General features: G+C 60.4%; 18 protein-coding genes and 1 riboswitch. Of the genes, 4 read left to right on the forward strand and 14 right to left on the reverse strand.

What is annotated here, in order from left to right; translation table 11 throughout:
- Positions 1–108: 108 nt before the first annotated feature.
- On the reverse strand, positions 109–1,122 hold the full coding sequence (locus tag EX00_RS12780) for a 1-aminocyclopropane-1-carboxylate deaminase (RefSeq protein WP_047458110.1): 1,014 nt from the start codon (positions 1,120–1,122) through the stop codon (positions 109–111).
- A gap of 159 nt (positions 1,123–1,281) precedes the next feature.
- On the opposite strand from EX00_RS12780, the gene EX00_RS12785 reads away from it, so the two are divergent.
- Positions 1,282–1,746, forward strand: coding sequence for an Lrp/AsnC family transcriptional regulator (locus EX00_RS12785; RefSeq protein WP_047458111.1), 465 nt, complete (start codon positions 1,282–1,284; stop codon positions 1,744–1,746).
- A gap of 50 nt (positions 1,747–1,796) precedes the next feature.
- On the opposite strand, the gene EX00_RS12790 is transcribed toward EX00_RS12785, so the two are convergent.
- From EX00_RS12790 to EX00_RS12800, 3 genes are all read right to left on the reverse strand, one after another.
- Positions 1,797–3,146 (reverse strand): SLC13 family permease, encoded by a 1,350-nt coding sequence (locus EX00_RS12790; protein WP_047458114.1) that lies wholly within the window; start codon positions 3,144–3,146, stop codon positions 1,797–1,799.
- A 109-nt stretch (positions 3,147–3,255) separates the two neighbouring features.
- Positions 3,256–4,776, reverse strand: coding sequence for a malonate--CoA ligase (locus EX00_RS12795; protein ID WP_047458117.1), 1,521 nt, complete (start codon positions 4,774–4,776; stop codon positions 3,256–3,258).
- Between the two features lie 23 nt (positions 4,777–4,799).
- Positions 4,800–6,194 carry a malonyl-CoA decarboxylase gene (locus tag EX00_RS12800; protein WP_047458119.1) on the reverse strand — a complete coding sequence of 465 codons (1,395 nt, stop codon included), beginning with the start codon at positions 6,192–6,194 and terminating at the stop codon, positions 4,800–4,802.
- A 197-nt stretch (positions 6,195–6,391) separates the two neighbouring features.
- On the opposite strand from EX00_RS12800, the gene EX00_RS12805 reads away from it, so the two are divergent.
- Positions 6,392–7,042 (forward strand): GntR family transcriptional regulator, encoded by a 651-nt coding sequence (locus EX00_RS12805; RefSeq protein ID WP_047458122.1) that lies wholly within the window; start codon positions 6,392–6,394, stop codon positions 7,040–7,042.
- A 116-nt stretch (positions 7,043–7,158) separates the two neighbouring features.
- Positions 7,159–8,181, forward strand: a complete 1,023-nt coding sequence (locus EX00_RS12810; protein ID WP_047460246.1) for an LLM class flavin-dependent oxidoreductase — start codon at positions 7,159–7,161, stop codon at positions 8,179–8,181.
- 37 nt (positions 8,182–8,218) lie between these two features.
- On the opposite strand, the gene EX00_RS12815 is transcribed toward EX00_RS12810, so the two are convergent.
- From EX00_RS12815 to EX00_RS12835, 5 genes are all read right to left on the reverse strand, one after another.
- Entirely contained in the window at positions 8,219–9,400 is a 1,182-nt protein-coding gene (locus tag EX00_RS12815; protein WP_047458124.1) for a M20 aminoacylase family protein, read from the reverse strand.
- An 80-nt stretch (positions 9,401–9,480) separates the two neighbouring features.
- Complete coding sequence (locus tag EX00_RS12820; protein ID WP_047458127.1) at positions 9,481–10,260, reverse strand: amino acid ABC transporter ATP-binding protein; 780 nt, start codon at positions 10,258–10,260, stop codon at positions 9,481–9,483.
- Positions 10,257–11,216 carry an amino acid ABC transporter permease gene (locus EX00_RS12825; RefSeq protein WP_047458130.1) on the reverse strand — a complete coding sequence of 320 codons (960 nt, stop codon included), beginning with the start codon at positions 11,214–11,216 and terminating at the stop codon, positions 10,257–10,259. The genes EX00_RS12820 and EX00_RS12825 overlap by 4 nt, the downstream gene beginning before the upstream one ends.
- Complete coding sequence (locus EX00_RS12830; RefSeq protein ID WP_047458133.1) at positions 11,213–12,103, reverse strand: ABC transporter substrate-binding protein; 891 nt, start codon at positions 12,101–12,103, stop codon at positions 11,213–11,215. The genes EX00_RS12825 and EX00_RS12830 overlap by 4 nt, the downstream gene beginning before the upstream one ends.
- Positions 12,104–12,138: 35 nt before the next feature.
- A complete protein-coding gene (locus EX00_RS12835; RefSeq protein WP_047460248.1) occupies positions 12,139–13,125 on the reverse strand; it encodes a substrate-binding domain-containing protein in 987 nt (328 codons plus the stop codon).
- A gap of 100 nt (positions 13,126–13,225) precedes the next feature.
- Here EX00_RS12835 and EX00_RS12840 point away from each other — a divergent pair, with 100 nt between their 5' ends.
- Positions 13,226–14,554, forward strand: coding sequence for an aminotransferase-like domain-containing protein (locus tag EX00_RS12840; protein WP_047458136.1), 1,329 nt, complete (start codon positions 13,226–13,228; stop codon positions 14,552–14,554).
- Between the two features lie 40 nt (positions 14,555–14,594).
- Here EX00_RS12840 and EX00_RS12845 read toward each other — a convergent pair whose 3' ends face one another.
- The 5 genes from EX00_RS12845 to EX00_RS12865 form a co-directional block, all read right to left on the reverse strand.
- Positions 14,595–15,428, reverse strand: coding sequence for an ABC transporter ATP-binding protein (locus EX00_RS12845; RefSeq protein ID WP_047458140.1), 834 nt, complete (start codon positions 15,426–15,428; stop codon positions 14,595–14,597).
- Positions 15,425–16,453, reverse strand: coding sequence for a FecCD family ABC transporter permease (locus tag EX00_RS12850; RefSeq protein ID WP_047458143.1), 1,029 nt, complete (start codon positions 16,451–16,453; stop codon positions 15,425–15,427). Before EX00_RS12850 ends, EX00_RS12845 begins: the two co-directional genes overlap by 4 nt.
- On the reverse strand, positions 16,450–17,481 hold the full coding sequence (locus tag EX00_RS12855) for an ABC transporter substrate-binding protein (protein WP_047458145.1): 1,032 nt from the start codon (positions 17,479–17,481) through the stop codon (positions 16,450–16,452). The genes EX00_RS12850 and EX00_RS12855 overlap by 4 nt, the downstream gene beginning before the upstream one ends.
- A gap of 184 nt (positions 17,482–17,665) precedes the next feature.
- Positions 17,666–17,899: riboswitch (cobalamin riboswitch) on the reverse strand.
- Between the two features lie 358 nt (positions 17,900–18,257).
- Positions 18,258–19,253 (reverse strand): MDR family oxidoreductase, encoded by a 996-nt coding sequence (locus tag EX00_RS12860; RefSeq protein ID WP_047458148.1) that lies wholly within the window; start codon positions 19,251–19,253, stop codon positions 18,258–18,260.
- A gap of 48 nt (positions 19,254–19,301) precedes the next feature.
- Complete coding sequence (locus EX00_RS12865; protein ID WP_047458150.1) at positions 19,302–20,057, reverse strand: FadR/GntR family transcriptional regulator; 756 nt, start codon at positions 20,055–20,057, stop codon at positions 19,302–19,304.
- Between the last annotated feature and the right edge of the window lie 98 nt (positions 20,058–20,155).

The raw sequence follows: 20,155 nt of genomic DNA on the forward strand, positions 1-20,155 counted from the left end.
CGATGCTCGTTTTGTTGATCCCATGATGCCCATACAGGTCCTGAACCATTCTTGCCCGGTTGCACGATCCGGCCGGTATCTTCCCAACCGGATCGCGTTTTTCAACATTCAGCCGTTGCGGAACGTATAGGCATAGCCGTTGATGGCCGGGGCGCCACCGAGATGGGCGTAGAGAACCTTCGAGCCCTCCGGGAAATAGCCCTTCTTCACGAGATCGATCATGCCCTGCATGGATTTGCCTTCGTAGACCGGGTCGGTGATCATCCCTTCCAGCCGCGCGCAGAGTCGGATGGCCTCCTTGGTCTCGTCCGACGGCACGCCGTAGACCGGATAGGCATAATCTTCGATCAGGATGATATCGTCCGACGAGAGTTCCCTGCCGAGCTCGACCAGTTCGGCGGTGCGCCGGGCAATCTCCAGTACCTGCGCCTTGGTCTGCTCAGGCGTGAAGGATGCGTCGATGCCGATCACCTGGCGCTCGCGGCCGTCCTTGGCAAAGCCGACGGTCATGCCGGCATGGGTAGAGCCCGTCACCGTGCAGACGACGATATAATCGAACTTGAAGCCGAGTTCCTTTTCCTGGGCTCGGACCTCCTCAGCAAAGCCGACATAGCCAAGCCCGCCATATTTGTGCACGGATGCACCGGCCGGGATCGGATAGGGCTTGCCGCCCTTGGCCTTGACGTCCTCGATGGCGTCTTCCCAGCTCTGCCGAATGCCGATGTCGAAGCCTTCGTCGACCATCTGCACATCCGCACCCATGATGCGGCTCAAGAGAATATTGCCGACGCGGTCATAAACGGCATCTTCATGCGGAACCCAGCTTTCCTGCACGAGGCGGCACTTGAAGCCGATCTTGGCGGCAACGGCGGCGATCATGCGGGTATGGTTTGATTGAACCCCGCCGATCGACACCAGCGTGTCCGCGTTCGAGGCAATCGCATCGGGAATGATGTATTCCAGCTTGCGCAGCTTGTTGCCCCCGAATGCCAGCCCGGAATTGCAGTCCTCCCGCTTGGCATAGAGCTCTACCTTGCCGCCGAGATGTTCGGAAAGCCGTTCCAGCTTCTCGATATGGGTCGGACCGAATGTGAGCGGATAGCGCTCGAATTTCTCCAGCATGAATTCCCCTTCAGCTTGTCGTGATACGGGGAAGACGCTAGCATCCCTTCAATGAAAGGTGCTCTCTAAGATGGGCCTTATATTTCTTCGTTATGACGCAAAAATTGAAATAGGATTACACTTCATCCAAATTATCCTTAATTTTCGGAAGATTCTCTCATGGCATCGGAACTGGATCGTATCGACCTGAAAATGCTGCGCCTGCTTCAAAAGAACGGCCGGCTCAGCAATGCCGAACTCGCCCAACTCGTCGATGTCAGCCCCGCGACCTGCCATCGCCGCACCCAGCGCCTGTTCGAGGAGGGCTACATCAAAACCGTACGCGCGATGATAGAGCCGCAAAAGGTCGGCCGTGGTGCGCTGGTGATGGTCGGCGTGGTGCTCGACCGGTCGACGCCCGAGAGTTTTGGCGCATTCGAAAAGGCCGTTGCCAAGCTGAGCTTCGTTCTCGACTGCAATCTCGTTGCCGGCGATTTTGATTATTTCCTGAAGATCCGCGTCGGCGACATGGCGGATTTCAACCGCATACACGGCACACAATTGATCGCCCTGCCCGGCGTCCGCCAGACCCGAACCTTCTTCGTGATGAAGGAAGTCGTCGACAATGCCTTGCTGGAATTCTAGCTGACCGCGCATCGCACGCGGCCAGCAGACATCTCAGAAAGGCCCTCGCCTCACACAAGTCCCGGCACAATCAGGACAAGCCAGGCGATGATCGGGCCGATGAGGGCGATCAGGGCGCTGTAGATCAGCAGGGTTTTCAGCACGCTCTCCCGCTCACTCTCCTGCGCATTGGCGACGACCAGGGCGCCATTGGTCGAAAACGGGCTGGTATCGACGATGGTGGTGGAGATCGCGATGGCGGCGACCACGCCGACGGCGCTAATGTGCCCCTGCAGGAGGAAAGGCACAGCAAGCGGAATGATCGCCCCCAGAAGCGCCGTCGACGAGGCGAAGGCGGAGACGATGGCGCCTGTAAAGCATAGAAGCAGTGCCACCAGCAGCGGCATTCCCAGGCTGGAAATGCCGTGCGCGACATAGTCGATCGTGCCGATCTTCTCCATGACCCCGACATAGGTGATGATGCCGGCGATGAGGAGCACGGTCGACCAGCTCACCTTGTCGATCGCCGCCTTCTGGGTTTTAGGTGATAGCAATGCCAGGGCAACCGCGACGGTCATCGCCACCAGACCGACATTGAACTTGAAGACCAGCGCTCCCAGCGCCAGCGCGGTCAGGCCAACCAGCGTCATCAGTCGCTCCGCCGTCAGGCCGGCAAGCGCCGTCTCTTCTTTTGTTTCCACATCAAAGACATGATGGCTGATGGGTGCTGCGCGCGTGCCGCCATGGCCGACGATGGCTCGCGTCACTCCCTTGGGATGCAGGTCCGGCAATGGGCCGGACGCCGCCGGCTGCTTGCGCAGCACCTTCGGGCCACCGAAGATGAAGAAGACCAGGACCGCGATGGCGAGGTTGAAGAAAAAGCTCGACAGAAACAGCGAGGTCGGCGCGAAAGGCAGCCCCGCTTTCTGCACGATCTGGTTGGTGATGCCGCCATAGACGCTGATCGGCGAGAAGCCGCCCGCCTGCGCGCCGTGGATCACCATCAGCCCCATCATCACAGGGCTAATGCGATATTGGAATGCGAACCCAAGCGCCACCGGCGCCAGGATCGCGACGGCTGCCGGACCAAGCGCGCCAAATCCGGTAATGATCGCTGCTACGAGGAACATGACCCACGGAATCCAGGCGACATGTCCGCGCACCAGCTTGACCGCACCCTCGATCAGCCAATCGATGGTACCGTTGATCTGCGCGATCGCGAACAGATAGGTGACGCCGACCAGCGTCAGGAACAGGTCGCTCGGAAAACCCGCGAAAATATCGGCGGTCTTCATGCTCATCACAAGTGAGCCGATCAGGAAGGCGCAGGCAAAGGCGAGCGCACCCATATTGATTGGCTGTATCGTGGCAATGACGAACATGCCGGCAAGCAGCACGATCGACAGGATCTGGATATTCATAACTTCCTCCCTCCGGAAACGCCCTCAGGCGCCGGTCCCCATTTTCTTGAATGCATGATCAACCCGCGCCGGTGCTACTCCCAAGCACCGAGGCGGACCTAAGCGCCTCTCAAGAGGCCTTTCCGTAAAGATCCTTGAATTGGTCGCGGAGCAGGTTCTTCTGAACCTTGCCCATCGTGTTGCGCGGCAACTCCTGGGTGAAGAGGACCCGCTTCGGCTGCTTGTAACGCGCAAGGCGATCCTGCAATGCGGCAAGCACGGCCTTCTCGTCCAGTGTCGCACCGCGCTCTAGGACCACGACCGCTGTCACGCCTTCGCCGAAATCCGGGTGCGCGACGCCGATCACCGCGCTTTCGACCACGCCGTCTAGCTCATCGATCTCGTTCTCGACCTCTTTCGGGTAGATGTTGTAGCCGCCGGAAATCACCAGGTCCTTGCCACGGCCGACGATATGGACATAGCCATCCTCATCGATCTTGCCGAGGTCGCCACTGATGAAATAGCCATCCTGGGTGAATTCGGCCGCGGTCTTTTCCGGCATGCGCCAATAACCCTTGAAAACATTCGGGCCCATGATCTCGATCATGCCGGTATCCCCGGGCGAAAGCGTCGCACCTGTGGCCGGATCGGAAACCCGCACGGTGACGCCCGGAAGCGGGAAGCCAACCGTGCCGGCCCTGCGCTCGCCATCATAAGGGTTGGAGGTGTTCATATTGGTCTCGGTCATGCCGTAGCGTTCGAGAATGGCGTGACCGGTGCGCTGCTTGAACGAAACATGTGTTTCCGTCAAAAGCGGCGCCGAACCAGAGATAAACAGCCGCATGTTGGCGACGGCCTCCCGGTTCAATCCCTCATGCTGAAGCAATCTCACATAGAACGTCGGCACGCCCATCATCAACGTTGCCTTCGGCATCAGCGACAGGATCTCGTCGGGATCGAACTTCGGCAACAGGAACATCGATGCGCCGGCAACCAGCGTCACGTTTGTGGCGACGAAGAGGCCATGCGTGTGGAAGATCGGCAATGCGTGGATCAGCCGGTCCTCCGCCGACACCCGCCAGTATTCGCGCAGCGCAAGCGCATTGGAGAGCAGATTGTCATGCGTGAGCATGGCCCCCTTGGAGCGGCCGGTGGTGCCGGATGTGTAGAGGATCGCGGCAAGGTCATCGGGAGCGCGGGCGGCATCAATGAAATCCGCAGGCTCCTCCCGGGCGAGATCCGTCAACGATCCCGCGCCATCCGCATCCAGCGTCTCGACAATCGCGCCATAGCGCTGGGCGAGTTTCTCGACCTCAGCCCGAGCCTTCGGGGAAACGACGACAAGCCTCGGCTCGGCATCGCCGATGAAATAATCAAGTTCGACAAGCGTATAAGCCGTGTTCAACGGCAGATAGACCGCGCCGCAGCGCACGCAGGCGAGATAGAGTATCAGGGCCATCGGGCTCTTTTCCACCTGAACCGCGACGCGATCACCGGGGCGGACGCCGAGCGCGTCGATGGCGCTGGCAAGCTGCCCCGAGATGCGCAGCGCATCTCCGTAGGTCCAGCGCTCGCCGCTGGCCGTCTCGATGAAAATGGCATCCTCGGACGTAGCGGACGCCCTGATGGCGTCGAACAGATGATTGCCCATACTCCCCCTCCTAAATCTGCTGCTCAGGTCTTTTGCATTTCGCCATGACGCCGACGGATCGGCTTGCCGAGACCGGCGTCGGTCGCGCCGGCCTCCGCCAGCTTCTTCACCTCCGGCGAGGCTGCAACCTCGCCGTATTGCGCAAGGGCCTCGTGGTTTTTCTCGATATCATCCAGCTTGTAAAGATAGTTGACCATCAGGCCGTGGGACTGGCGCATAGCCTTCTGGGAACGATCGGCAAGGAAGTTCAGCCGCTCCAGACGGGCGCCGTTGCCGAGATGAAAACGGGCGACCGGATCGATCGGCCGCCTGCCGTGACCTTGCTCCTTGACGAAATAGCGAGCGGCGAGCGGCAAGAGCACAGCCTTGACGGCTTGCGATCGCTCGGGATCATCCGCCCAGTCCGGCTCGTCGAGCAACGCCAAGGTTTCCAGCGTCTGCTCGCTGAGGTCGGCATTCTCGGCCTTGCGCAACCGTGCCAGCCAGCCGGCGAAACCCGGAACCGGCGACAAGGTCACAAAGGTCTTCAGACCCGGCAAATCGCGACGCAAATCCTCCACGACCTGCTTGATCAGGAAATTGCCGAACGAGATGCCCCGCAGTCCCTCCTGGCAATTGGAAATGGAATAGAAAACTGCCGTCGTCGCATCCTTGGCTGTAATCGGAGACCGGCTTTCATCCAGAACATCCGTGATGGCGGCGGGAATCGCCGTGGTCAGCGCCACCTCGACGAAGATCAACGGATCGTCGGCAAGACGCGGGTGGAAGAAGGCGAAGCAGCGACGGTCGGGCGGAACCAGCCGCCGCCGCAATTCATCCCAGCCGGCAATCTCGTGCACGGCCTCATATCTGATGATCTTTTCCAGAATATCGGCTGGCGTTGACCAATCGATGGGACGGAGCGTCAGGAAGCCGCGATTGAACCAGGAGCCGAAGAGATGGGCGAAATCAGCGTCGACAGCGCGAAACTGCTCCGTCGCATCCTTCATGCCCAGCAGGCGTTCGCGCATCTCCACCAGTTTCGCCGTGCCCTTCGGCGCAAGGTTAAGCCTGCGCACCAGCTCCTGGCGGCGTGGTTCGGCTGCCTGATGTAGATCGATAAGCGTGTTTGAATTGCTGTCGCTGCGGTAGCGATCGATCGCCTTGTCCAGTTTGGCGACATCGGGACCGAATTGGTCGTGCAGCATCAGCATGAAATCTCGCCGGCCTGTCGGATCGAGTTCGGTCCAGCGCTGAAGGATCTCGGCGGCCAAGGCCATGCCCGAGGCTTCGCCCCGGCTCGACAGAAGCATGTTGCAAAGAGTCTCGAGCGTCGTCTCTGCTTGAACCGGCCCGGCGCGCGTGCCCGCTGCGAGCAGTCTGCGTCCGCGATCCGTGATGCTTTGCATCATGTCGCTGAAGAAGGAAATGCCTGCCATGTCAGTATCCTCCTGGCGAAGCGGGATTGGGTGGGAACAGCCCTCCCAAGCGTTCCCTGTATATATGGCAGCTCCCGTGAGCTCGTCCATTTGTGTGCGACATATCTATTGTGGTATCGTTCTTAGGTTATCTTGTGCGCAAAGTAAACAATCTTGCATACAAGAATTTGATTTTTGCATTGGAGAGCATAACAAACATGTCCGAGAATGTCGTTCAACGCCTGCGCGACGAGATCGAAAACGGCATCATTTCAAACGATTTCGCCCCGGGCGAGCGGTTGGACGAGGTGCAATTGGCCACGCGCTTCGGTGTATCGAGGACGCCGATACGCGAGGCCTTGATGCAGCTGAATGCGATCGGACTGGTGGAAATCCGTCCACGCCGCGGTGCAATCGTGATCGACCCAGGGCCGCACCGTATTTTCGAGATGTTTGAGGTGATGGCCGAAATCGAGGGCATGGCCGGTTCGCTGGCGGCGCGGCGGCTGACGGATGCCGATCGCGCGGCAATCCTGGCAGCCCATGACGACTGCAAGCGCTCGTCCTCCGCTGGCGACAGCGATGCCTATTATTACGACAACGAGCGCTTTCATCGCACAATCTATACCGCCAGTCATAACGAGTTTCTGACCGAACAATGTATAGCACTGCATCGCCGCCTTCAGCCCTATCGCCGCCTGCAATTGCGTGTCCGCAATCGTGTCGCGACATCATTTTCCGAACATGACGCAGTCGTGGAAGCGCTCTTTGCAGGAGATGCGGAACGCGCACGCACGCTTCTGCGCCAACATGTGAGCATCCAGGGCGAGCGCTTCAGCGATCTCGTGTCGACCTTATCGCGCAGGTAGTCACTTGCGGCCGACGCATCACTTCTTTGGCAGCGACACGGTGCCGGCTGTATCCAAAGCAGGAATTATGCCATGAAGCATGGACTATACACACAACATCTTTGAGCGGTGCGATCATGAAGAAAATCGGTTTCCTATCGTTCGGGCACTGGACGCCCTCGCCGCAATCGCAGACCCGCTCGGCATCCGACGCGCTTCTGCAGTCCATCGACCTCGCCGTCGCGGCCGAAGAGCTGGGCGCGGATGGCGCCTATTTTCGCGTGCATCACTTCGCCCGCCAGCTTGCCTCGCCCTTCCCGCTGCTGGCAGCCGTCGGCGCGAAGACCAGCCGTATCGAGATCGGCACGGCCGTCATCGACATGCGCTATGAAAACCCACTTTATATGGCAGAAGATGCAAGCTCGGCCGATCTCATCGCCGGCGGGCGTCTGCAGCTCGGCATCAGCCGTGGCTCCCCCGAGCAGGTTATCGACGGATGGCGTCACTTCGGTTACGCACCGCCCGAGGGCGAGAGTGAAGCCGATATGGCACGCCGTCACGCGGAAGTTCTGCTCGACGTGCTGCGCGGCGAGGGCTTTGCCCAGCCGAACCCGAGGCCGATGTTCCCCAATCCTCCGGGTCTCCTCCGCCTCGAGCCGCACTCGGAGGGTCTGCGCGAACGGATCTGGTGGGGAGCGAGCTCGAACGCCACGGCGCTCTGGGCAGCCAAGCTCGGCATGAACCTGCAAAGCTCCACGCTCAAGGACGATGAGAGCGGCCTACCGTTTCACGTCCAGCAGGCCGATCAGATCAGGGTGTACCGCGAAGCCTGGAAGGCCGCCGGCCACAAACGCGAGCCGCGCGTGTCCGTCAGCCGCAGCATCTTCGCCTTGGTGGACGACCGCGACCGTGCCTATTTCGGAAACGGCGACCAGAGCCAGGACAAGATTGGCTTCATCGACGACAAGACCCGGGCGATCTTCGGCCGTAGCTATGCAGCCGAACCCGACGCTCTGATCAAGGAACTGGCTCAGGACGAAGCCATCGCCGAAGCCGACACGCTGCTCCTTACCGTCCCGAACCAACTCGGCGTGGAGTACAACGCGCATGTGATCGAGGCGATCCTGACCCACGTCGCCCCTGCCCTTGGCTGGCGTTAGCATCAGCTATGGATTGAGACCCGCCTGACGGAGCGCCTCATTGGTCGAGATAGCGCTCCGTCAGACGAGCCCACATGGCGGCACCGACCGTCAGGCTTTCATCAGCGAAATCATATTTGGCGCTGTGCAGGATTGCCGAATTGATGCCGTTGCCGAGGCGCAGAAAGCTGCCTGGCTTGTGTTCGAGATAGTGCGAGAAATCCTCGCTGCCGGGAATGAGAGCGCAGGTGCCGACCTTATCGGCACCGACGAGTTCCTCGGCGACAACGCGGGCAAATTCCGTCTCCTTTTCGGAGTTCACGACGACGGGGTGACCATGAGCATAGTTGATGGCAACCTGCGCTCCGTAGCCTTCCGCCACCGCTTCTGACAATTTCCGGATCCGCGCTTCGAGAAGCTCGCGCACCTTCGGATCGAAGGAACGGATGCTGAGCAGCATCCTCGCGCTTTCGGGAATGACGTTAGCGGCTTCGCCCGCATGGATAGAGCCTACGGTGATCACAGCCGTCTGCGTCGGATCGATGCTGCGCGAAACGACCGACTGCAAGGCAACGACGAGATTGCAGGCGACGACGACCGGATCGATGGTCAGGTGTGGTCGCGACGCATGGCCGCCCTTGCCCGTAATCGTGATCTCGGCCGTATCGGCCGCAGCCATCAGCGGGCCGGAGCGCATCAGCCAAGTGCCCTCGGGCGCGCCTGGATGATTGTGCAGGCCGAAGATCGCATCGAAAGGAAATCGCTCGAAAAGACCATCATCGATCATGGCCTGGGCACCGCTCTTCGCACCAGCCTCTTCGGCCGGCTGGAAGATAAGGTTCACGGTGCCGTTGAAGCGACGGGTGCGTGCCAGATATTCGGCAGCCCCCAACAGCATCGTCGTGTGGCCATCATGACCGCAGGCATGCATCTTTCCCGGAACGAGGCTCGCATAGGGCTTGCCGCTCTGCTCATTGATCGGCAGTGCATCCATGTCGGCGCGGATGGCGATGCTCTTCGTCCCCGCACCGGCCTTCAGGCGGGCGACGACGCCGTGCCCGCCGACATTGCGGTGAACTTCGTAGCCCCAGGATTCCAGCTTTTCGGCGACGAAACGGGCGGTCTCAGCCTCTTCGAAGGACAGCTCGGGATTGGCATGAAGATGCTGCCGGATACCGGTGAGTTCGGCTTTCATCGGTTCGAAATCCGAGAGGCGGGCAAAGTCGTTGTCGAGAGTCATGGCTGTTCCAATGGTTTGCATGAGCGGCACACCAAGCCCGCATGAGGCCGGCGGTCTCGCATCTGATCGGGGCCGCCGCGCTAGATGAAGCGCGACAGGAAGCTTCTGGTTCGTGGATGCTGGGGATTACCGAGCACATCTTCCGGCTTGCCCTGTTCGACGACCTTGCCGCCATCCATGAAGACGACGCGATCGGCCGCTTCGCGGGCAAAGCCTATCTCATGGGTGACGACGATCATCGTCAATCCCTGCTTGGCGAGATCCCGCATCGTGGCAAGCACTTCACCGACAAGCTCCGGATCGAGCGCGGATGTCGGCTCATCGAAGAGCATCAGCGTCGGCTTGATCGCCAATGCCCGGGCAATCGCCACGCGTTGCTGCTGACCGCCGGAGAGCTGGCGCGGATAACTGTCAGCCTTAGCCGAAAGCCCGACCCGGTCCAGAAGGATGCGGGCGTTCTTAATCGCCTCGGCACGGCTCTCGCCATGGATACCGACCGGCGCTTCAATGATGTTCTGCAGCGCCGTCATGTGCGGATAGAGATTGAACTGCTGGAACACCATGCCGATCTTGCGCCGCTGCAGGGTAATCGCATGGTTGGACAGTCGCTCCAGCCGACCCTTGCGAAGGCGATAGCCGATTTGCTCCCCGTCCACCTCGATCGATCCGCGATCGATGGCTTCCAGGTGGTTGATGCAACGCAGGAAGGTCGACTTTCCGGATCCGGACGGTCCGAGAATGACCACCACTTCGCCCGGCGCGACATCGAGATCGATGCCTTTCAGAACTTCGAGGTGATCGAAAGACTTGTGGACGTTGCGGGCGCGGACAAGCGGCGCCACGGTCGCGATCGCGTTCATTGGCCCGCCTCCTGCGCTACGAGCTGGGACGGTGTCTGTGCAGCCAGCATGATTTCTTTTGCGGGCTTGGCTCCGCCGGAACGACGATCACCACGGCCGTAATAACGCTCGATATAACTCTGACCGACATTCAGCACCGAGGTGATCAACAGATACCAGATGACGGCGACCAGCAGCATCGGCACGACTTCGAACGTGCGATTGTAGATCGACTGAACCGAATAGAGCAGATCCGCCATGGCGATGACGCTGACGAGCGAGGTCGCCTTGATCATGCTGATCAACTGATTGCCGGTTGGGGGCACGATCGAGCGCATGGCCTGCGGAATAATGATACGGCTGAGCGCCCGGGCGCGTGTCATACCGAAGGCCTCGGCGGTCTCGAATTGCCCCTTGTCGACGGACAGCAGGCCGCCACGGATGATCTCCGCCATATAGGCGGCCTCATTCAGCGCCAGACCGGCAATTGCCGCGGTCATCGGACTGATGACCGAATTCGTATCCCAGCTCACGAAGGTCGGGCCGAAGGGAATGCCGATCGACAGCGTCGGAAACAGGGTCGAAAGATTGTACCAGAAGATCAGCTGGACCAGCAGCGGCGTGCCCCGGAAGAACCAAATGAAAAGGGAGGCCAGCGAATTCGCCAGCCGGTCCTGCGACAGTCTGGCGATTGCCAGCAGCAAGCCAAGCACGATGCCGAACGCCATGGCAACAACCGTCAGGCCAAGCGACACGTAAAGGCCGCTGATGACCGTCGGATCGAAGAAATAATGCGCCACGACCGGCCAGCCGAAATTCTCGTTGCCGGCGACCGACCAGGCGAAATAGGTCGCAATCGCCAGCGTAACGACCCAGGCGGCCAGGCGACCCATCGGGAAAGGGCTGTGGGCGTTGGCCACATCCAGGGTATTCGCATCGCTGTCCGGCGATGCGATTTTGTCGGCCGCCGTGCTCATTTCGGCAACGTCCCGCCGAGGTTGATGCCCGGCTCCTTGATCATGTTGTTCTCAAGGCCCCACTTCTTCATGATGGCGGCATAGGTACCATTGTCCATCAAAAGCTTGACGGCATCCCGCAGGACCGGACCGAGCGGCGATCCCTTCGACACCACCGCACCCTGATAGAGATCCTCAAAGCCGTTCTTTTGGCCGACGCCCGTCAGTTCAAGCTGGCCATTTGCCTGCGAGACGAAATAGGTGAGCGGCGCCTGGGACGAGAAGAAGGCATCCGATCGCTTGGACCGCACCGCAAGGATGGAGCTGGGCTGATCGGTAAAGGACTGAACCTCGATCGCATCCTTGCCGTCGGTCTTGCACTTCTCGGCCTGGACCTGGATCACCCTCTCGGCGGAGCCGCCCGCCATGACGGCGATGCGCTTGCCGCAGGCCGTGTCGAGCGAGGTGATGCCTTTCGGATTGCCCTTCTGGACGGAGAAGACGACGAATTCCTGAACCCAGTCGACGAAATCATTCGCCTCTTCGCGGCTCTTGAAATCGCCCACCGGGCCGAAGGCGAACTGATAGCGACCGGAATTGATGCCGGCGAGCAGTGCGGGCAAGCCGCCGACCGTTTCATGCGCGATCTTCACGCCGAGCACCTCGCCGATGGCGTCGGTCAGATCGGCGCTTGCGCCGGTCAGTTCGGTACCGGTGACGATCTCATAGGGAGGAAACGAACCGTTGTTGACGGAAATCATCTTGCCGGCCGTGCGGATGTTTTCAGGCAGCTTGGCCCGCAGCTCTGCGTTCACGGACAGCTTCGGAAGTCCAGCATCCTGCGCGAACGCGGAACCCGAGATCATCAGGCTTGCCAGGGCAAGGTAGGCTACTTTCTTCAACGACATGCTCGTTCCCCTTTTTGGTTTGTATTCCTTAAGTGTCAGCCGGCAGCCCTAGCCTCGATGCGGCTACCATCGGTATCGAACGGAAAGAGTTCCTCCGGCGTCAACAGCCGGGGCAGGATAGCCTGCACATGCAGCTCATTGGCGAAATCATGGATCATGGCGCGATTGACCGCAAAGCCGCTCGCATCCCAGCCCTGCGGCAGCTCGACCGATGACTTTAGAAGTTCATCGAACATCCAGGGCGTGGTCTCGGCATATTTACGCCGTTTGCTCAGCCAGAGGCGCTGGGATTCATCAATAAGTGCGCTGAGTTCGGCGATCACCCAGGGATGTTCGGCAATAAAATCAGCCTTCAGGCCGATAAGATGCATACCGGGGACATAGCCCACGTCGTCGAAATATCGACGCTCGGCACCGCGAAAATCGGAAAGAACCTGCCGGAAGGGTGAACCCTTGGCGAAATAGCCGTCCGGCATGAACGGCGTGAAGATCGCGTCCAGTCCGCCATCCCTCAAAAGGTCGACCATGGGCCGCTCGCCGGGCGCGGCCTCGATGCGGCCGGGACGACCGAAGCCGTCGAGGCGGTCGACGATCGGATGCGCCTCGGTCAGCCGCCCCGCATACCACATGGCATCCTCGATACCGATGCCCTCGCGACGGAGCGCCGCCCGGGTCCAGGTATTGCCGGAATCGCGCCAGCCGGTGACACCGATGCGCTTGCCCGACAGATGCCCAAGCTCCGTGATGGGGCTGTCCTTTGTCGTGATGACGCAGCGGTGGCGAAAACCACGCATGATGAAATTCGGGATGCCCACGACGCTCTCGTCGCCATCGATGCGAAGCTGCGTATAGCGGCTAAATGACATTTCCGCCGCATCATAGGCCTCGCTCTTTCCGACATGCGAAACCAGGGTCCCGACCCTGTCCACCTTGATGTCGAGCTTTGGAGAAGAGACGTCGCCAAGAACGAGCGGCGTCATGTAGTCCCAATCACGAAGAGCAAGGCGGAGAGTCAGAGGCATGGACATTCACTCGCTGAAATCTTGTTTTCGAAGTGAATAAATGTTCAAATAAAGCCGATCAAATGTTATTACGTTATTGAACATTAAAAATGGCGCGGAAATGAGCGAAGACAAAAATCCAGGCTGGTTTGCCGAAAAATTGAGCGACAGGACCATTCGGGGAATCGCCATTGGAACCAGCGCGTTGATCCGCGCTGGCGCCCTGCCGGTCGGCACGAAACTGCCGCCCATCCGCGATCTCGCCTTCGCACTTGGCATCAGCCCTGCCACCATCTCGGAAGCCTGGAGCGAACTCAGGCGCCAGAAGATCATCAGCGGGCGGGGTCGCAACGGCACCTGGGTCAGCGGCGATCGCTTCGTTGCCAAGCCGGCGCGACTGGCAAGCAACGGACATTACGGCGAGGACGTCCTCGACCTCACCGCTGCCGTACCGGACGTCAGCCTGCTCCCAAAGCTGGCGGAGGCAATGGCCTACGGCGCATCGGCCGAAAACCTCAACAGCTATGAACGCAACCGCATCCTGCCGGAGCTTGAGGCGGCGATACGCAAGACCTGGCCCTACGAGCCGGAAGCATTTCTTGCGACAAATGGCGGCTACAACGCCGTCTATACGCTGGCGCATGCCTTGATCGCGCCGGGAGAAACGGTCGCGATCGAAGATCCGACGGGCATGCGTCTTCTGGACATTTTCGAAGATCGCGGCGCGCGCATTATCCCTGTGCAGTGCGATTCCGAGGGGCCACTGCCCTCATCCTTGCAGGCCGCGCTGGAGCATCGGCCTGTGGCCTTCATCTTCCAGCCACGCCTGCATTCGGTCACGGGCCAGACCGTCAGCCGGCAGCGCATGGACGCTCTGGAGCGCATCCTCAGAGATGCCGATACGCTGATCGTCGAGGATGACGGCATGGGCGATATCTCCTCCGCACCGCGCCATTCACTCGGACACCGTTTTCCCGATCGGGTAGTCCACATCTTCTCGTTTTCGAAGACGCACGGGCCGGATCTGCGCCTTGCGGTACTGTCAAGCTCGCGGGCAATCGTCGAGCAGATCCAGTCCTACCGGAGCTTCAGCGCCGGCTGGACGAGCCGCATTCTGCAAGCCGCAACCGCGTGGCTGCTGCGCGACGATGCAACGCAGGATACGCTGCATCAGGCGCGGGGCATCTATCAGACCCGGCGTGACAATCTTATCGACGCCCTGCGAGACAGGGGCATCGACGCCGCGCAGGGATACGGCCTTTGTGCCTGGATTCCCGTTTCCTCCGAACCCTTCGCGATGGTGACTCTGGCCGCGCGTGGCATCGCCGTTCATCCCGGTGCGAAATTCTCCAACCTGCCGAGTAATCATCTGCGCGTTGCGACCGCCACCCTCACCGACCGCTGCGAGGAGGTTGCAAACTCGATTGCGCTATCTGCTATCTATGACTGAGGCAATTTGCCATCGAGCTTGGCCGATGAGCACCGAGCAATTACTTCATCTCCTCCAAGCCAACCGCTTCTAGCTGAACACCACTCTTGATCCGCCTCTCTCGACGCGGAACGGTCGTCGCGCGGTAGCGGATGAAGCAACCGCCGTCGCTGTCGTGTTCCACCTCGACGTCGACACCGAACACATCGCGGATGCATTCGACAGTCAGCACCTCACGCGGCGTACCAAGCGCTACTAGCAGCCCGTCCTTCATGACGGCAAGGCGATCGCAGAACACGGCGGCGTGATTGAGATCGTGCAGGGCCGCGATCACGGTTAGGTCCTGCCGGCGCACGAGATCCAGAAGGCCGATCTGGTGACCGATGTCGAGATGGTTCGTCGGCTCGTCGAGAAGCAGTATCTTTGGCTGCTGTGCAAGCGCGCGGCCAATATGCAACCGCTGGCGCTCTCCGCCCGAAAGCGTGTGCCACAGCCGGCCGGAAAGATGGAGCATGTCGACATTGGCAAGAGCGGCCTCGACGATCGCGTCATCCGTCACAGACCAGGGCGATAACGCCCCAAGATAGGGCGTACGCCCGAGTTCTACGGCCTGTCTGGCGGTAATCCGCTCGCCGGTCTCCGCCTGTTGTTCCACCAGGGCCAAGCGTCGGGAGAGTTCGCGCCGCCCGAGAGAGCAGATCGGCGTGCCATCCAGAAGAATCTCTCCGGTCTTCGGCTTGCGGATGCCGGATAGCATCATCATCAGGCTGGTCTTACCCGAGCCGTTCGGCCCGACGATCCCCAGAAACTCGCCTGTGCGGACATCAAGCGATATCTCCCGCACGATCGTCGCTCCGCCTGCGCTCCACGAAACATTCCTTGCCGACAGGGTCATGCGCGCGCTCTTTTCTGGCTCAAAATCAAGGCAAAAGCGGGGGCGCCGACAAGAGCGGTGACTACCCCGATCGGCAGAACCTGGCCGTGTATCAGGGTGCGCGACAGGATGTCGGCCGCGATCATGAAGATAGCGCCGATCAGAGCGGCTGCCGGCAGAAGCACGCCATGGCGGACACCCACCAGCATCCGCGCCGCGTGCGGGATGACCAGCCCGACAAAGCCGATAGAGCCGACGATCGACACCATCACCGCGGTCATCATTGCGGATGTGCCGACGAGCACGAAATAGGTGCGGCGTACCGAAATACCGAGCGAGGCCGCCGATTCCGCGCCGAAGGTGAAGGCATCGAGCGACCGGGCATGCCAGAGGCAAATGACGAGCCCCAACAACGCGGCCGGAATTGCCAGCCAGGCATCCGGCCAACGCACGCCGGAGAGATTGCCGAGCAGCCAGAACATGATGCCGCGCGCCTGTTCGGCCGTCGCCGCTTTGGTGACGATGAAGGAAGTGAGCGCATTGAAGAGCTGTGAGCCCACAACACCCGCTAGGATGATCGCGGCCGTCCCACGCCCTGCCCTGACGGCCAGCAACGCGACGAGAGCGAAGGCGACCAATGCCCCCAGAAAAGCCCCCATCGGCATCGTCAGGAAGCCCGCGCCCAGACCGAGGATCGCGACACCAACGGCGCCGGTGGAGGCGCCGGCGGAAATGCCGAGGATATAGGGATCAGCCAGGGGATTGCGCAGCAACGATTGCAGGACGACACCGGACACGGCAAGCGCTCCCCCGCAGCAGGCGGCCACCACCGCGCGGCTCAGCCGATAGCTCCAGACGATCCCCTCATCGATCGGCTCAAGCGGATAGCCGGCACCCCAAAGCCGATTGGCCACGGTCTTGGCGACGGTCTCAAACGGGATCGATGTCTCGCCGATCGCCGCGCCCAGCCAGAGCGCAGCGACAAGAATGGCAAGTGCCAAGGCAACTGTACCCGTTCGTCCGATCGAAGAAAGGGCGCGGCTCACTGCGTCAGGCCGGCCGCTGCGATGGCATCAGCAAGCGCCTCGATGCCTTCTATCGTACGGATGGTCGGGTTCATCGCCTGCGCATCCATCTCGAAGACATGGCCACTTTTGACGGCGGGCATCAGGCTGGCGACCGGATCGTTTTCCAGGAACTTGCGCTTGGCCTCCGCACTGTCCAGCGGATAGCGGCGACGCTCCATCGCAGCCGCGACGATCATGCTTGGATTGGCTTTGGCAATCGTCTCCCAGCCCACCGTCGGCCATTCATCGTCGGTCTCGATGATATTCTTGATGCCGAGCGCCGACATGATGTAACCCGGCGCACCATTGCGGCCCGCCACGTAAGGATCGGCATCCTGGGCGCTGGAGAACCAGAAGGCGGCGGAAAGCTTGCCCTGCGCTGAAGCGACCTTGGCACGGGCCGTCGCTTCGCGTTGCTTCAGATCGGCGACCACTTCCTCGCCTTTGTCCTGCACATTGTAGATCTTCGCGAGATCGCGGATTTCCTGATAGACGAGATCCATGGTGAAGACCTGATGGCGGACGCCGTCGCTGGAGCCGGAGTTTTCCTTACCGACGCAATCGGACGGCGAGGTATAGACCGGGATGCCCAGCTCCTCGAACTGTTCCGGCTTGGCAACCACGCCTTCCGGTCCGACCTGCCACTGGAACTGAACCGTGACGATATCCGGCTTCTTGCCGACGACGCTTTCGAAACTCGGATCGTTGTCGGCAAGGCGCTCGATCTTGGCGTTGACGTCCTCATAGCCCTTCAGCACCGGCCCAACCCAGAGTGCTGTGCCGACCACCTTGTCGGCAACACCGAGGCGATAGAGGATTTCCGTCGTGCTTTGGCCGATAGAGACCGTGTGCGACGGCGCCTTCTGGATGGTGATCTGCCGGCCGCAGTTTTGGAGCGTAAGAGGGTAGCTGGTCTCCGCCGCCCTCGCCTGTCCTGTCAGGCCAACGACGATCATCGACATGGCGTACAGGCCGGCGCGAAGGGGCCGCTTGAAAATGGTCTTCATCATAATTCCCCGAAAGTGATGTGAACTCCGCCTAAAAGGGCGGTGGTGAAGGTCAGAATGCCCAACAGGCATTCCGAGCGGTCGAATGATCGTCAAAATTCGGGGAAGGCAGCGCACCAAGGCGCTGCGAAGCGTGAAGGATGGTCATGTCCTGCTCCTGTTTCGGGCATCCCCGCCCGTGACATTGGATAGATCTTCGACGGCAGGTCTCCTGGCTCACGGATATCAGTCGTCCATCTGCCTTCCCGCGCCTGATCAGCGCAGTGGCACGGCGCCTTTCGGCACCACGAGGATGGACGGCAATCCGCTTACAGTTGCGGGGGCAGCCACGGTCTTGGTCCCTTTTGGGTCGTCCGCACCGTGTTCCCTATTAATCCCCTCGGAGTCATCGTCGGGGAACCGTCGCGTTCAGTTATGCCAAGCACGACGGTTGCGTCAAGCCGTGAAAGGGACCGCTAGTGGACGGCGCTCCACATCCGCTGACGATGGCGAACAAATGCAATGTCTGCTTCTCCCTTCAGCGCAGGCGGGTTTATCAGAGTACCCACCGCAGCAAAGCCGCGAATCGATCTGGACATTATGATCAGTCCTCTTGAAATGTAATAACATTACATTCGCTATCAAAGTTCTTACCGGCTGTCCAGCTCCGTTCGGCCTGCTCATCTATGAGGAATACAACGAAAAGCACCAACACTCGCCAGGCCCGAGATCTCCTTCAGAAGCGCGGCGGTGTCGACGCGTGATAAGGGCGACGTGGTGTTCAGATCAAATATCGGTCAGGCGGTAATCTCGATCACGACGCGGCCGCGGATCTTGCCCGCCACTATGTCTTCCGCAAGCTGCGGCAATGCCGACATCGGCTCGACACGGGTCAATTTCTTGAGATGAGTAGGATCCAGATGCTGGCTGAGGGTCTGCCAGGCACGTTCGCGTCTCGCCATGGGCGCCATGACGGAATCGATGCCAAGAAGAGCGACGCTGCGTAGAATATGCGGCAGCACCGTTGCGGGCAGATCCGCGCCGCCCGCCAAACCGCAAGCCGCGACAGCGCCGCCATAGACTGTTTGAGACAAAACATTCGCAAGCGTCGTCGACCCTACGCTGTCGACGGCTCCGGCCCAGCGCTCCTTCTGGAGCGGGCCGCCCTTCTCGCTGAGCGTCGCGCGCTCGACGAAGCCGGAAGCCCCCAGCGAGGCAAGATAGTCATGTGTTTCCGGCCGCCCTGTCGACGCCGTTACCTTGTAGCCCTTGTTGGCAAGCAAGCTCACGGCCACGGAGCCGACGCCGCCCGCCGCTCCAGTGACCAGCACATCCCGACCGTCCACGCCGATCGTTCCCCAATCCTCCAGAGCATCGACGCAAAGAGCGGCCGTATAGCCAGCCGTGCCGATCGCCATCGCCTGCTCCAGGGAGAACTCCTGCGGCAGCGCGATCAGCCATTCCGCCTTGACCCGCTGATATCGGGAATAACCACCCCATTCGGTCTCGGAGAGACCCCAACCGTTCAACACGACCTTGTCACCCGCAACCCATTTGTCCGAGCGCGACTCGATGACGACGCCGGCGAGATCGATACCGCCAACCATCGGCGTGCGGCGCGCAATCCTTCCCTTGCCGGAAAGCGCCAGACCGTCCTTGTAGTTGACCGTGGAAAACGCGACTTCGACCAGAACGTCGTGGTCGGGAAGATCGGCCAAGGTCAGTTGACGGAAGGCGGCCTGCTGTTTGCCATCAACCGTGTCGATCACCATTGCCGTAAAAGAATCTGACATGGAATTCCCTTGAACTTCAATGCTTCTGAGGATGTGAGCCGACCAGCTTCAGGACTGCGCCTGCTCGCTCGCGCGGCGGCCGCGCGCATCGAGTGCGGCGCTATAACTATCACGCACATAGGCGAGGAGATTTGTGAGCGCCGCCGTTGCTTCGCCGACATCGCGATTGCTCAGCGCCTCATGGATCCGCTGATGGAAGGCAACGACCTGGCGGCGCTCGCGCACCCTGAAGACAATCATGTTCGTAATCGGAATGAAGGATTCGATCACGATGTACATCATCAGCTTCAAGGGGCCGTTGCTGGTCGAGTCGACCAGAGCGCGATGGAACCGCACATCGGAAGCGCAGAAATCTTCATCGCTGACGCCCTGATCCCGCTGCAAGGCAATCTCAGTGGCCATGGCCTGCAATCCCTCTTCGCCGCGGTTTTCGCAGGCAAGCCGGCAGCAGATGGTTTCCGTCTCAAGCCTTGCGGTAATGATCTCGTCGATATCGAAAGCGCCGATGCCGACAAGAAGCGTCGCGGCACCAGTAATCGCCTTCGACAGCCCCTCCGGATCGGGCCGCATCACGAAATTACCCCCTAGAGGACCGCGACGTGAATGAATGAGATTCTGCGCCGCCAGACGCTTCAGCGCCTCGCGCACCGTCGGGCGCGAAATTCCAAAACTCCGGGCAAGATCCTCTTCCGTCGGCAAGCGCTCGTCGATCTTCAGGCGTCCGTCCAGGATCGCGGACTTGATATTCTCGGCGACCTGCTTGGCGATGCCAGATCTTACCACTTCGTCATATCTAAGATTCATAGAGCTCCATCCTTCGCTCGAAAGCATTGATGCCATGCCTTCATCGAAAAGGCTATAGGTATTTAAATATAGGTTTGACAAATATCAGATAGGCGATA

Source organism: Martinezella rhizogenes (assembly GCF_000799715.1).
Taxonomy (GTDB): Bacteria; Pseudomonadota; Alphaproteobacteria; order Rhizobiales; family Rhizobiaceae; genus Rhizobium; species Rhizobium rhizogenes_C.